At 61.0% G+C, this 13,010-nt stretch carries 19 protein-coding genes and 1 other RNA gene; 19 read left to right on the forward strand and 1 reads right to left on the reverse strand.

Annotated features, from left to right (window positions below; all coding sequences use genetic code 11):
* Window positions 1–250 precede the first annotated feature (250 nt).
* From N805_RS12165 to N805_RS12240, 16 genes are all read left to right on the forward strand, one after another.
* Entirely contained in the window at window positions 251–757 is a 507-nt protein-coding gene (locus N805_RS12165; protein ID WP_019470946.1) for a hypothetical protein, read from the forward strand.
* Window positions 757–1,254, forward strand: coding sequence for a hypothetical protein (locus N805_RS12170; protein WP_019470945.1), 498 nt, complete (start codon window positions 757–759; stop codon window positions 1,252–1,254). The genes N805_RS12165 and N805_RS12170 overlap by 1 nt, the downstream gene beginning before the upstream one ends.
* Window positions 1,247–1,723 (forward strand): hypothetical protein, encoded by a 477-nt coding sequence (locus N805_RS29395; protein ID WP_155412688.1) that lies wholly within the window; start codon window positions 1,247–1,249, stop codon window positions 1,721–1,723. Before N805_RS12170 ends, N805_RS29395 begins: the two co-directional genes overlap by 8 nt.
* On the forward strand, window positions 1,720–2,361 hold the full coding sequence (locus N805_RS12180; RefSeq protein WP_019470943.1) for a DUF3164 family protein: 642 nt from the start codon (window positions 1,720–1,722) through the stop codon (window positions 2,359–2,361). The genes N805_RS29395 and N805_RS12180 overlap by 4 nt, the downstream gene beginning before the upstream one ends.
* 39 nt (window positions 2,362–2,400) lie before the next feature.
* The gene (locus tag N805_RS12185; RefSeq protein WP_019470942.1) at window positions 2,401–2,664 is read left to right on the forward strand and encodes a hypothetical protein; all 264 of its coding nucleotides are present in this window, start codon (window positions 2,401–2,403) and stop codon (window positions 2,662–2,664) included.
* Window positions 2,663–2,735, forward strand: an RNA gene (locus N805_RS29840) — hammerhead ribozyme type II. The genes N805_RS12185 and N805_RS29840 overlap by 2 nt, the downstream gene beginning before the upstream one ends.
* Before the next feature lie 262 nt (window positions 2,736–2,997).
* Window positions 2,998–3,684 (forward strand): DUF2786 domain-containing protein, encoded by a 687-nt coding sequence (locus tag N805_RS12195; protein WP_019470940.1) that lies wholly within the window; start codon window positions 2,998–3,000, stop codon window positions 3,682–3,684.
* On the forward strand, window positions 3,681–4,082 hold the full coding sequence (locus tag N805_RS12200; RefSeq protein WP_019470939.1) for a gp16 family protein: 402 nt from the start codon (window positions 3,681–3,683) through the stop codon (window positions 4,080–4,082). Before N805_RS12195 ends, N805_RS12200 begins: the two co-directional genes overlap by 4 nt.
* Window positions 4,079–4,531, forward strand: coding sequence for a Mor transcription activator family protein (locus tag N805_RS12205; RefSeq protein WP_019470938.1), 453 nt, complete (start codon window positions 4,079–4,081; stop codon window positions 4,529–4,531). The genes N805_RS12200 and N805_RS12205 overlap by 4 nt, the downstream gene beginning before the upstream one ends.
* Before the next feature lie 432 nt (window positions 4,532–4,963).
* Window positions 4,964–5,269: a putative holin gene (locus N805_RS12210; protein ID WP_019470937.1), complete on the forward strand. Its 306-nt coding sequence runs from the start codon at window positions 4,964–4,966 to the stop codon at window positions 5,267–5,269.
* 14 nt (window positions 5,270–5,283) lie between these two features.
* Window positions 5,284–5,895 carry a transglycosylase SLT domain-containing protein gene (locus N805_RS12215; protein WP_019470936.1) on the forward strand — a complete coding sequence of 204 codons (612 nt, stop codon included), beginning with the start codon at window positions 5,284–5,286 and terminating at the stop codon, window positions 5,893–5,895.
* The gene (locus N805_RS12220) at window positions 5,892–6,530 is read left to right on the forward strand and encodes a hypothetical protein (RefSeq protein ID WP_020628564.1); all 639 of its coding nucleotides are present in this window, start codon (window positions 5,892–5,894) and stop codon (window positions 6,528–6,530) included. The genes N805_RS12215 and N805_RS12220 overlap by 4 nt, the downstream gene beginning before the upstream one ends.
* Window positions 6,517–6,732, forward strand: coding sequence for a TraR/DksA C4-type zinc finger protein (locus N805_RS31265; RefSeq protein ID WP_019470934.1), 216 nt, complete (start codon window positions 6,517–6,519; stop codon window positions 6,730–6,732). Before N805_RS12220 ends, N805_RS31265 begins: the two co-directional genes overlap by 14 nt.
* Entirely contained in the window at window positions 6,729–7,061 is a 333-nt protein-coding gene (locus N805_RS12230; RefSeq protein WP_019470933.1) for a hypothetical protein, read from the forward strand. The genes N805_RS31265 and N805_RS12230 overlap by 4 nt, the downstream gene beginning before the upstream one ends.
* Complete coding sequence (locus N805_RS12235) at window positions 7,058–7,366, forward strand: hypothetical protein (protein WP_019470932.1); 309 nt, start codon at window positions 7,058–7,060, stop codon at window positions 7,364–7,366. Before N805_RS12230 ends, N805_RS12235 begins: the two co-directional genes overlap by 4 nt.
* Entirely contained in the window at window positions 7,366–7,884 is a 519-nt protein-coding gene (locus N805_RS12240; protein WP_019470931.1) for a DUF3486 family protein, read from the forward strand. The genes N805_RS12235 and N805_RS12240 overlap by 1 nt, the downstream gene beginning before the upstream one ends.
* A gap of 2 nt (window positions 7,885–7,886) precedes the next feature.
* On the opposite strand, the gene N805_RS12245 is transcribed toward N805_RS12240, so the two are convergent.
* Window positions 7,887–8,342, reverse strand: a complete 456-nt coding sequence (locus N805_RS12245; RefSeq protein ID WP_019470930.1) for a hypothetical protein — start codon at window positions 8,340–8,342, stop codon at window positions 7,887–7,889.
* Window positions 8,343–8,398: 56 nt separating this feature from the next.
* Between N805_RS12245 and N805_RS12250 the strand changes: the two genes are divergently transcribed.
* The 3 genes from N805_RS12250 (at window position 8,399) to N805_RS12265 (ending at window position 12,998) form a co-directional block, all read left to right on the forward strand.
* On the forward strand, window positions 8,399–9,940 hold the full coding sequence (locus N805_RS12250; RefSeq protein ID WP_026034404.1) for a hypothetical protein: 1,542 nt from the start codon (window positions 8,399–8,401) through the stop codon (window positions 9,938–9,940).
* Window positions 9,940–11,490 (forward strand): DUF935 domain-containing protein, encoded by a 1,551-nt coding sequence (locus N805_RS12255; protein WP_019470928.1) that lies wholly within the window; start codon window positions 9,940–9,942, stop codon window positions 11,488–11,490. Before N805_RS12250 ends, N805_RS12255 begins: the two co-directional genes overlap by 1 nt.
* A 227-nt stretch (window positions 11,491–11,717) precedes the next feature.
* Window positions 11,718–12,998, forward strand: coding sequence for a PBECR2 nuclease fold domain-containing protein (locus N805_RS12265; protein WP_019470926.1), 1,281 nt, complete (start codon window positions 11,718–11,720; stop codon window positions 12,996–12,998).
* The last annotated feature ends 12 nt before the right edge of the window (window positions 12,999–13,010 follow it).

The following is a 13,010-nucleotide window of genomic DNA, read 5'->3' on the forward strand; positions in this document are numbered from 1 at the left end:
AGCATGAGTCGTACTGCGGTAAGTCTGTTGCTCGATAACAAATACCCAAGCCCTACCACTGCGGGGATTGAGCGCCGAGTAATGGAAGTTCTTGGCCGGATCGAGTGCGTGGCGACCGGAGACACGCTGACAGTTGAACAGTGCCAGCGGTTATATCAACGCCCGGCTCCGACACATAACCCGCTAGCAATGCAGCATTGGCGAGTGTGCCAGCAGTGCCCGTTTAACCCGAATTGCTCAGGAGGTCGCAATGTCTCTTTGCATTAAAGATAACCAGGTAGAAATCCGCGCTCAGGCCAAAGGGATGGTGCGCCTCTATTGCGAGGGTAAATGCGTAGGTTTCGCCGCGACGCTTACTCGGGCGGTGACTAAGGCTGGCGAGCTGCGGGCTCTTTTTAAGCTTCGCGAAAAAACGGACGAAAAATTGGCAGTTGAACAGATTACCAAAGCACCCGTTCGTTCCGTAGTGGATGAATCCCCAGTGGTGGCGTCTAGCTCGCAGGAAACGGCATGGGTAATCGAGGCGTATTGCTGGAACGGCATCAAGTACGCCCCGGTCACGGTGGCGGCCAAGTTTGGTGAGGAAGGCGCCAAAGCACTGCTTCTTGGGCTGGAGACCTACCACCAGTTCAAGCCCGAACTCACCAAGCCTGATGATTTGATGAATTGGCGCGACAAGCACCCACTCGGCGGCAAAGCGGTGCACGCAAAGTACTTCCGTGCCCGGGAAATCCCAATCCTACAGGGGGTGCACTGATGCGCACTCGTTGCCCTAACTGCGGCACCACGCTTTCGCTGGACGCATTGATCGCACATGACGGCGCCCGAGATGCACTGGGTGTTGCCTTCAAGTTGTCCGGCCCGCTGGGTCACGCCCTGGTGCGTTACCTGGGACTGTTCAGGCCTGAAACCCGCGAGCTGACCATGGACCGTGTGGCGAAGCTGCTCACCGAGCTGCTGCCGGACGTGCAGGCGCAGCGCATCGAGCGCGGTGGCCAAGTGTTTGAAGCCCCGCCTGAATGCTGGGCATGGGCAATTGAGCAGGCCTTGGTTGCGCGTGAAACCGGGCGGCTGGTGACGCCCCTCAAGGGGCACGGCTGGCTGTACCAGGTCATGACTCAGTACCAGCCAGGTTCAGCGGGTGGTGCGCTGGTTTTGGCACCAGAAGCGGCGCAAGCCCAGCCGGTACGCCGTGGTAACCCAAGTCAGACCAACGCAGCGCTGGCGGCGCTGGAGGCGCGTGCTCGTGGCTAAGTGGCTGGAACGAGAGGTCGCTTCCGGACTCATGGGCCTGATCGCTCTGCGCCTGGACGGAGCACCCGCCGCCGACACGGTAGGTGCAACGCTCGACATCTGGCTTGTGGTGCTGGCGAAGGGCCGAGAGTGGGATGAGCACATCGACGCCGAACGTATCCGCAAGGCATTCCAAGTGCTGTTTTCAACCTGCGAGCGCTGGCCAGCCCCGGCCAGGCTCCTGCGGGAAATGCCAGCACGGATGCCTGTCCCGGCGCTGCCAAGGCCGAGCCGCACGGACCAGCAGAGACAGACCGGAAACGATGCCCTTGACGGGATCGTCAGCGGCATGAGGCGCAGCGCTCGTATCAGCATTGGGCCGAAAACAGACCGGCAGATTGATGCTGCCAGAGTGGGGGCTGATGCAGTGTTCGATCACCTGCAGCATGAAGCCCTCATTTCAAAAACCATGGAGCAACCAAGCAAATGAGCAACATTCCCGAAGGGTTTCTGAAAGACGCCAAAGGCCACCTGGTTCCGCTGGACCTGGTTAAGCCAATCGACATGGCACGCAATGACCTGGTGCTTGAGCTGGTGGCAAAGGCACAGGTGGTATCGAAGACGCTGGCCGACTTCAAGACCGACGCATTCGGCGATATCAAGGCCTTCGTTGATATGTCGGCGGAGCAGTACAAGGCCAAGGTCGGTGGCAAGAAAGGCAACGTGACGCTGATGTCGTTCGATGGCCAATACAAGGTCGTGCAGGCGGCTCAGGACAACATCCGCTTTGACGAGCGCCTGCAAGCCGCCCGCGCCCTGATTGACGAGTGCCTGACCGAATGGACCCAGGACGCCCGGAGCGAGGTGCGGGCAATCGTCAACGAGGCATTCCGCGCTGACAAGCAAGGCGAAATCAGCACCGGCCGAGTCCTCGCCCTGCGCCGCATGGATATCAAAGACGCCCGGTGGCAGCGCGCCATGGAGGCCATCGGCGACGCCGTCCAAGTGGTCGGTTCCAAAAGCTACATCCGCGTGTACCAGCGGGTTGGTGAGTCGGAGCAGTACGTGCCGATCCCGCTCGACATCGCCAGCGCCTCGCTGACCACCACCACCCACTCCGTGCACTGATTCGCCTGCAATCACCACCAATTTCTGTGAGTAGTAAGAATGGCCAAATACATTTTCACCGTTGAAGACACTGACTCTGGCGTATCCGTTTCCGTTGAAGGTCAGGAAATCCAGTCCGTACTCAGCACCAAAGCAGGCGTTGTGGCTCGCGGCATGGTCCAGCAAGCCAAGATGATCGGTCGCATCGAAGTCCCAATCGCCTTCACCGCTTTCCTCAACAACTGCAACTGCGACGCCGCCAGCCCATGCGAGGTGTGCCAGGCAGTCCGTGAGATGCACCTCACCAAACCCACCATCCACTAAGCGAAACCACCCCGGCCTAGCCGGGGTTGGTCTGCCCGCCATGGTGGCCGGGTACTGACGAGCAGCCGAACGAATGGAGAGAGTCATGAGCGAGCAAAGAGAGCCTTTGGGGCGGATGCCCAACGACGAATATCGGATGAACCTGCCCGAGGGCAAAACCTGCGGCGACTGTGTGCACTGCCGCCGCTGCACCGCAATGTTCGGTCACATCCTAGCCGATGAGTCTTGCGACTGGAGTCCGTCGCGCTTCCGCGAAGCTGTGCCTACAACCGTCATCCACTAAGCGAAATCATCCCGGCCCGGCCGGGGTGGCACACGTAGATAGGAAGCCTCATGGACCGTAACAAGGCCCTGGACAAGATCAAGAAATGCCTGAGGTTGGCCACCAGTGCCAACCCCAACGAGGCGGCGGCCGCGATGCGGCAGGCGCAGGCGCTCATGAAAGAGCACGGTATCGGCCAAGACGATATGAGCATGGCCGATGTGATGGAGTGCACCGCCGTGGCCGGATCGAAGAAGACCCCGGCCAAGTGGGAGGCGCAGTTGGCCAACACCGTTTCGAGGGCCTACACCTGCAAGGTGCTATTTGCCAGCGGGATCGGACGCTGGAACTTTATAGGTGAGATGGCCGAGGTAGCTGGGTACACCATGACTGTTCTGCTGCGCCAAGTGCGTCAGGCACGCCGCGACTTCACGCTAACCAAGCTCCAGCGCTGCAAACTGGCTACCAAGGTACGGCGCGCTGATGTGTTCTGCGAGGCATGGGTTCATGCGGTGCGTGAGCAGGTGTCGACGTTCGCTGGCGCCAAGTTGTCCCCCGCCGTCGAGCAGTACCTGGCACATCACTATCCCGACCTGGTGCAACTGAAGCAGCTGGATCGTAACGCTACAGCGCGCCGCAAGGCTGGCGTGCGGGCCATAACCGATGCCCTGCATGGAATGTTGGCTGCGGGTGATGTACGCCTTAATCACGGCATGACTACGGCGGCGCCTTTGGCACTCGCGCAGGTGGCGTCATGAACCGGCGCAATCAGCAGCTCAGCAAGATCCACATCGCCAAGAAAGACCTCGGCCTCGATGACGAAACCTATCGTGCCTTGCTGGACCGGATCACTGGCCAGTCATCGGCCAAAGACCTGAGCCCGCTCCAAGTGGCAAAGGTACTGCAAGAGTTTGAGCGGCTGGGCTGGAAGTCCAAGCAAGGCCGGGGCAAGCCAAAGCCTGCTGCGGACAAGGCAAAGCTGGTCGGCAAGGTCGAGGCCCAACTGGCTGAGGCCGGCCGGCCATGGGAATACGGTGACGGCCTGGCCAAGCGGCTTTACCAGGTGGAGCGGCTGGAGTGGCTTGACGCCAAGCAATTGGGTGGCGTCGTCGCTGCTCTGGCCAAGGACGCAAAACGACATGGGAGGCGGCAATGAGTAACGGAGAGCTGTTTGCATCTGGCGAGATCGACAAGCTAGATCCCGAAAAGTTACTGGCACAAATGAACGACGCCATTGTGCTGAAACGCTGGGAGGGGACGCTGATCGAGATGTCCAGCCTGGCTGAGTTCAAGCTGCGGCAGGTCTTGCCGGATAGGCAAGATGATGCGGCGAGCATTGCGCGTGCCGTGGTCCTCGCGATCTGCGAAACGATGGGCGGTTCTGTCGTCTACCTCCCGCGTGGCAATGCAGTGCGCCGGGCGCAGCGGGACGCGGAGATCTTCCGCGAGTGGCGAGAGAAAAGCCAACGGCCTGATGTGCTGGGTCGTAAGTTTGATCTGGCCAGCCAGACAATTTATGACATCATTGCCCGCCAGCGCGTCCTACATCGACAGCAAGAGCCCGACCTATTCGGGTACGAGGATGCGCCGAAGCGGTTGCACTGACCGCCCCTACATCAAGCCCCGCCTAGCGGGGCTTTTTGCTTAAAGCCCCCGGAAATACAGCGCCCTTGCTGCTCGGGCGAATCTAGCCAGGTCCATTCATCTGGCAGATTCGAACATGCTTGAGCACGCCACCTCTTCAGCGGATTTCGCTCAGCGCGTCATTGACGAGCGCTGCGAGAAGACGCGCCAAAGAATGATCGACGACTGTCCGAGCGAATGGCGTACCGACGTCATAGGCCGGGTCGCAATTCATCGCCGGCAAGTTGCCCTGGACGCCTGCAAAGGTGGCCATAGCTACAGGTCAACCCCAGCCCACCCTCCCAAACCAGGTCGTTACATCCCCCCGGCACAACGCCGGAATGGTCCAGGCGCAGCAGCAAGCGCTATGGCCGATATCCGCGCCGCCCTCAAACCCACCAAGGAGGTTCATTAATGAGCCATCTTCCCGGCCGCCTGCGTTTTCAGCGGCCATATCGAGCCCCACGCTTGACCTTCTGGACGCTGATCACCATCGGCTTGCTGATCGGGCTGTACCTCATTGCACCATCCAAGATCGCGGTTGTTCTGTACAAGGCCGCGTTGGTTACGGGTGGCGCGGTGCTCGCCTACTGGATCGACCGCGCCCTGTTCCCGTATGCGCGCCCTGACCAAGTTCACGCAGCGCATCAGCCATGGGCAGGCATCCGCCGTGCGCTGATCGTGCTGGCCTGCGTCCTCGGCCTGACGCTGGGGCTCTGACCATGAGAAGCCGTATGTTTGGTCTGGTCCTCCTGGGAGCCTCGGTCTTCGGCATCTTGCCCACCGCTCTCGCTGCCGTGCCGGCCGAGGCGCAGCAGTACCGCCGCGACCTGACCCGCATTGCCCAGGCCGAGTGGGGACTGGATGCCCCGGTGGCGACCTTCGCCGCCCAAGTGCACCAGGAGTCGCGCTGGAAGTTCAACGCCAAATCGCCTGTAGGTGCGCAAGGCTTGGGCCAAGTGATGCCCACGACCGCCACCTGGCTCGCCCAAGTGTTCCCCAAAACGCTGGGCAAAGTTGAGCCTTACAACCCGACCTGGTCGCTGATGGCCCTGGTCAGCTATGACCGCTGGTTGGCTGATCGCATCAAGGGCCGCAACGGCTGTGAGCGGCACGCCATGGTGCTGTCCTCCTACAACGGCGGCCTTGGCTGGCTTATCCGTGATCGCAAGCTGGCATCGGCTCAAGGCGCCGATCCGCTGGTTTGGTTCGGATCTATCGAGCGGTTCAACGCGGGCCGCTCGGCCGCCGCCTTCAAAGAAAACCGGGGCTACCCACGCCTCATCCTCAAGACCTTTGAAGCCCAATACATCGCCGATGGCTGGGGCAAAGGGGTGTGTTCATGAAGGGCATCAAGCCTGCCGTCACCTGGCTCCTGGTTCTCACTATCGCCGTTGGAAGCGTGGCCTTGGTCTACAGCAACGGCCACGACCAAGGTTTCGCCTTGGCGAAAGCTCAGGGTGATGCGGCCTTGGATAAGCAGGGCAAGGAGCATGAGGCCGAGCTGCGCTACATGGCTGAGTCGGCCGTCATCGGCCTGAAGAAAGCCGCAGACGAGCTAATCGCCTCCCAGGTATACGGCAACCAACTAGCGGCGGATCTGGTCGCCAAGCGGGACGAGCTGCGGGCCGTCACCGACAAACTCAACGGAGAGATTCAACGTGTCACGACACTCTACCGCCGCGCCCTCGATGCGCAGCCTGAACCGCTGCCTCCTGCTCTGTTCACTGTTGGCTTTGTCCGCGTGTGGAACAGCGCCCTCTTTGGCACCGCAACCGCAGCCGCAGTGCCTACCACCGGCACCACCACCAGCGGAGCTGATGCGTCTCCCTCCGGAGCCTCAGCCGCTGACGACCTGATCGCGGGTGTTACCCGCGCTGACCTGCTGGCGAACCAAGTCAGCAACGGCGAAGGCTATGCCGCCTGCCGTGCCCAGCTCACAAAACTGATCACATGGAATACACGCAATGGACGTAACTGATATCGCCACAGAAACGGAAGAGGCATTCCGAGAGCAGGCACTGGCGGCGCGAGGCGCAGGCCGGGCGCACTACACCGGGCCTCGCATCACGCACTGCGAGAGCTGCGGCGACCAGATCCCCCCAGCGCGCAGCGAGATCCTTCCGGGCGTTGAGCTGTGTGTGAGCTGCCAGGAAGACATCGAAAGGATGGGCGGCCGATGAGTACCGTCGAGCTGCCGGTCTGGCAGTTGATCAGTATCGGCGTTGGCCTGGTCGGCGCAATGCTGGCCCTCCTGAAACTGCTGCTCGCGGCCATTGAGCGCCGGCTAGACCAGCGCTTTGCGCACATGGATGGCCGCTTCGAAGAGCTGGCTAAGGACTCTGACCGGCTTCGCCAGGTCGAGCTTGGCCTGGAGAAGCTGCGGGGCGAAATGCCCCTGCACTACGTGCGCCGCGAAGACTGGGTGCGCAACCAAACCGTCATCGAGGCCAAGCTCGACGCTGTGGCCCTCAAACTCGAAAACGTCCAACTCCGGGGAGCCCGTCCATGAACATTGATCCTGCAAAGACCCGCCGCGAGTCAATGCGCTGGCTCGTCCTGCTCACCCTCAACACCAGTCGCCCCATTGATCCGCATGAAGCGGTAGTGCTGTCGACGGTCCAGGGCATGTATCCAGACGCCACGGCGCTAGAGCTGCGCCGCGAGCTTGACTACCTGTCCGACCGCTCCCTGGTCACGATCGAGAAGTCACCGTCCGGCCCTTGGGTGGCTGGGCTCACTTCGCTCGGCGTCGATATCGCTGAATACACCGTCGATTGCCGTCCAGGCATCGCTCGCCCAGTGAAGTACTGGTAATGCCGCCGCGTAGCAAAGTCACCACACTGCCGCCGGAGATTAAAGCCTGGCTGGATCAGTCTCTGGTGGAATCGAACTTCAGCGGCTACGAGCTGCTTTCTGCCGAGCTGGAGTCGCGTGGCTACTCCATTGGCAAGAGCGCGCTACACCGCTATGGCAGCGAGTTCGAAGACAAGCTGGCCGCCCTGAAGATGTCCAGCGAGCAGGCCAAGGCCGTGGTTCAGGCGGCGCCGGATGATGAAGGTGCGGTCAACGAGGCGCTCATGCGCCTGGTGCAAGAGCACCTGTTCAAGCTGCTGATGGCCACTGGTGATGACGCCAAGATGGACCTGCCCAAGGTGGCCAAGGCCGTTGCCGAGCTAGGCCGGGCGTCTGTCGTCCAGGCGAAATGGAAGACAGAGGTTCGCGCCCGAGCCGAGGCCGCAGCCAACCAGGTCGAGAAGATCGCCAAGAAAGGTGGACTCAGTGCCAATACGGTGGATGAGATTCGCCGGGAGATCCTAGGGGTTGCGCCATGAAGCTACCTGCGAGCGAGTCGGGTGGGCTTGTAGGGCGCGGACCGGACCGTGTACTTGCATTTAGGGCAGCTCAATACGGCAGAGCCTTGAAGTGTCATGGGCAGACTTTCGGTTTCCATGCAGTGACTGCAATAGAAGTGCGTCGGCTTCTCTTGGTCGTCGGTCTTCAAAACATATGCATGGTGCGACGTTTCGAAGGTATGAATTTGATACTGCGATTTGACGCTCGTCGATTGATTAGCCTGGTCCCTCTCGTCCTCAAGCGCCTGAATCCGCTGGACCAGTTCCATCTGACTGAGTTGTGCCTCAAGCAGCTTCTGCTGAAGGTCCATCAGGTTATTGTTCAGCGCGTACACGCGTTCACGGATGATATTTTCGTCGCGAATGGTAAGGAGCGACTGGCCAATTTCTTTCATCGTTTTTGCGCTTTGGACGGCGCCCGCAACCCAGTCAAGCATTTTTCACCTCGGCCACATGTTAATAGTGGCAATAGCCTAGCACTGCGGAGGTCCATGTGAGCAGCCCGCATATGCTAGATGGCTCTGGGGTCGTAACCCCATCTGTCCTGTTGCAGTACCAGAAAGACTGGATCGGCATCCGGGCGCCCTTGAAGGTCGGAGAGAAGTCCAGGCGTATCGGCCTCACTTGGGCGGAAGCGGCTGACAACGTCTTGGTCGCAGCATCTGCGAAGAGTGCCAAGGGCCAAACCGTTTATTACCTGGGGTACAACCAGGACATGACGGTCGAGTACATCCAGGCGTGTGCGATGTGGGCGCGAGCGTTCGACTATGCGGCCGGCGAGATTGAGGAAGGTATCTGGCCGGATGAGGACAAAGAGAAGCACATCAAGACCTACACCATTGTGTTTCCCTCAGGGCACCGCATCGTGGCGCTCACCAGTCGCCCGAGCAACTTGCGGGGCCGTCAGGGTGTGGTGGTGATTGATGAGGCGGCGTTCCACCAGGATCTGGCCGAGCTGCTGAAGGCAGCGCTTGCCCTGTTGATCTGGGGTGGTGAGGTCCATGTGATTAGCACCCATGACGGCACGGAGAACGCTTTCAACGAGCTGATAGAAGAGATCCGCGCCGGTAAGCGTAAAGGGCATCTGTTCCGCTGCACCTTCAGCGAGGCAGTGGCCGAGGGCCTGTATCAACGGGTGTGTATGCGCCGTGGTATCCCTCACATCCAGGAAGAAGAGGACGCCTGGGTCGCTGATGTTTACAGCTTCTACGGCGACGCGGCCACCGAAGAGCTGGACTGCGTGCCCAGCCAAGGCGGCGGCGCGTACCTGTCGTTGGCTCTGGTCGAGAGTCGCACAAGTCGAGACTCCCCGGTGCTGCGCCTCAAGTACCCGCAGGGGTATGAGACGGCCCCAGAGCATGTGCGCTTGGCTGAGTCGCTGGAGTGGTGTGAGCGCGAGCTGCTGCCACTGCTGAGGGACTTGCCAACCGACGTGCAGAGCTTCTATGGGATGGACTTCGCTCGCTCGGGCGACCTTTCCGTTTTCTGGCCGCTGCTCAAAGAGCAGAACCTGCGCAAGCGGACGCCGTTCGTGCTGGAGATGCGCAACGTGCCGTTCAAGCAGCAGGAGCAGATCCTGTTCTATATCGTCCGGCGCCTGCCCAATTTCCTCAAGGGCGCGCATGACGCCCGTGGCAACGGCCAGCAGATCGCCGAGTCTGCTGCCGTGGAGTTCGGATTCAACCGCATTGAGCAGGTCATGCTCACCGAGGGTTGGTACCGGGACAACATGCCGCCGTTCAAGGCTGCGCTGGAAGACGACACCCTATATGCCATCCCGGCCGATAAGGACGTTACCGGCGACATCCGCGCTTTCCGGGTAGTGAAAGGAGTGGCGCGCATCCCTGAGCAGCGCACCACAGAGAAAGGCGGCGACAAGCGCCACGGTGACGCAGGCGTTGCCCTGGTGCTGGCTGACTTCGCCAGTCGCCAGGAAGTAGAAATATTCGAATCCCACCGCGTTCAGCAGTCGGCCGCGCATGATCGTCAGGTCGTGCGCGGGGCCGGTTGGCGCTCTAAAGAAGGCATCTGGTAATGGCCCGTTCCCCCATTGTCGACCAGTACGGTCGCGCCATTGAATACGATCAGCTCACCGAGGAAGTTGCCGCGCCTCGTGTTACTGGCGTGCGCCAGGTTTGGCACCCATCTGTAGCAGGTGGCCTGACACCTGGTCGACTCGCTGCTCTGCTCCAGGCTGCCGCCGAGGGTGATGCCCGCGATTACCTGACCCTTGCAGAAGAAATGGAAGAGCGTGACCTGCACTACGCATCCGTGCTTGGCACTCGCAAGCTCGCTCTAGCCGGTCTCAACATCCGGGTAGAAGCGGCCACCGACGATGCCGAGGACGTTCGCCGGGCGGATGCCCTGCGCGAGGTAATCGGGTCACCTGAGTTTGGCGAGGTTCAGACTGATCTGACTGACGCCCTGGGCAAGGGGTATTCGGTCGCGGAGATCATCTGGGACCGCAGTGGCAAGACATGGGTGCCGGAGCGTTTTGAGTGGCGTGACCCGCGCTTCTTCATGTTCGACCGAGCGACGGGGCAGGAGCTGCGCCTGCTCGATGACGCAGACGTGGTCAATGGCATTGCGCTGGCTCCATACAAGTTCATCGTGCACCGCCCTCGGCTGCGCACGGGCTTGCCGATCCGTGGCGGTCTGGCGCGTCTGGCTGCGGTTGGCTACATGTGCAAGGCATGGACTTGGAAGGACTGGATGGGCTTTGCCGACATCTACGGCATCCCCATGCGCGTTGGCCGCTATGGGCCGAACGCCAGTAAGGAAGACATTGGCGTACTGCTGTCGGCGGTGGCCAACCTGGGGAGCGATGCTGCTGCTGTCATTCCTGACTCGATGCGCATCGACTTCAACCAGGCCGCCAACGTGGCCGGCGCCGGTGACTTCTTCAAAGGACTGGCCGAATGGTGGGACAAACAAATGTCCAAGGCCATCGTCGGGCAGACGATGAGCGCCGACGACGGTGCCAGCCTGGCTCAGGCCAAGGTACACAACGAGGTGCGGCTTGACCTTCTGGAGGCCGACGCCAAGGCCGAGTCGAACACGCTCAACCGCATGTTCGTGCGGCCTTTCTGCGACCTGAATTTTGCACCAGGTCGGCCTTACCCGCGCCTGATCATTGATGTGCCACAGCCCGAAAACCTTGAACTGCTGATTAAGGCCGTGACTGCGCTGGTGCCGCTGGGGCTGCGGATCGAGCAGTCGGTTATCCGCGACAAGTTCGGTCTGCCTGAGCCAGCGGATGGTGCCGAGATTCTAGCGGTTCAGGCTGCAGCGCCGGCCTCGGCGACCACCGCGCTCAACCGCGAGCAGCCAAAAGCATCGGCTGCGGTACCAGACATCGTGGACAACCAGGTCAAAACAATGGAGGCATCCGCAGCCGCATCCATGGATGACATGGTCGAACCGATCAAGGAGCTACTGGACTCGGTGTCCAGCCTTGAGGAATTTCGCGACCGGCTTATTGAGGCATACCCAGCAATGAACGCAGAACAGCTCACCAACGCCATGGCTGATGGCTTGGCGGCGGCGAGCCTGGCCGGCCGCGACGATGTGCTCAGGGGGCTCTAGAGCAGGTGGTTCACTTTGCGTTGCGCTTTAAGCAAGTTGAAGGTGGCCTTGTCCATCACATAGGTCCTGGTGCCTACGTAGACGGTTACCGTGTCTCGCTCGGCAACGGGGTGAATACCTGCAGGGATGGTGTCCGTTCCCCCTGCAACGTTAAGGAATTCGCACTCTTCGAATCTCCAATTAACAGCAAAACCAATTCCCATCTTGATCTCCATGCGTGGTGAAAAATGGCAGTATCCCATGGCAATCTGCCATTTCAACAACAGATCGACTACTTCAAGGGCAAGACCAATCTGCCGTCCCGCGCCTGGACGGACCTCTACGCAGCCGAGCATGACTGGGCGTTCGTGGTTGCCGGTGCGACCAAGCGCGATCTGCTGGCCGACATGCGCGGTGCAGTAGAGAAAGCCATTGCCACTGGGCGCACCCTGGATCAATTCCGCACGGACTTCGACCGGATCGTCAACCAGCACGGCTGGGAGTACAACGGAGGCCGGGCCTGGCGGACGCGCACCATCTTTGAAACGAACCTGCGGCAGTCCTACAACGCCGGGCGCGAAGCCCAGATGGCTGACCCGGAGCTGCGTAAGGCGCGCCCCTTTGGCCTGTATCGCCACGGCGATAGCGCCAATCCTCGCCCGCAGCACTTGGCTTGGAATGGCACGGTGCTGCCGCTCGATGACGCCTGGTGGTCCACGCACAGCCCGCAGAACGGCTGGGGGTGCAAGTGCAAAAAGTTCATGGTCAGCGCTCGGGACGTTGAGCGCATGGGCCTCAAGGTTGGCCCAGCTCCGGTGATCGAGTACGAAACTCGGATCATCGGCGTCAACAGCCCCAACGGTCCGCGTAGCGTGCGCGTGCCATTGGGCATTGATCCAGGATTCGAACATGCACCGGGCCAGTCGCGGCTGTCGTCTGCGGTGCCACCTCTGCGCGCCCATGACCCGCTTCCTGTACCTGGTCCACGTACCAGCTCGGCGCCTAGTCCTGGACTGCCGAACCGCCGTCCTCCAGGTGCGCTGCCTTCGCCTCGACCGGCACCCGCAAGCCGGATCATGCCTGAGGGGCTGGCTGACCAGGACTACGTCGGGCAGTTCCTGGGCGAGTTCGGCGCTACCGAGACCGCTCCAGCGGTGTTCAAGGACAAGGTGGGCGACAGCGTAGTGATCGGCCGGGAGTTGTTTTCTGATGCCAAATCGAGCGCTTTAAAACTTGGCCAGCGCACCAACGCCCGTGAGCTGTTGCTGCTGGCTGACGCACTGAAAGAGCCAGACGAGGTATGGGTAAGGCTGGAATGGCAGGCTCAGCAGAACAAGGCAGTGCTGCGCCGTCGCTACATCCGCCGCTTCGAACTGGATGGAGAGGCCGCCCCGGCGCTGGCTGTGTTTGAAGTCGGTTCTGATGGCTGGGATGGCATCACCACCCTTGCCCCGGCCGGGAATGATGTCGAGTACCTGGAGCAACTGCGCTTGGGTGTGCGGCTGTACCGCCGATTGGATAGCGAGTGATCTAGGCACTCT

Source organism: Pseudomonas putida S13.1.2 (genome assembly GCF_000498395.2).
GTDB lineage: Bacteria > Pseudomonadota > Gammaproteobacteria > Pseudomonadales > Pseudomonadaceae > Aquipseudomonas > Aquipseudomonas putida_Q.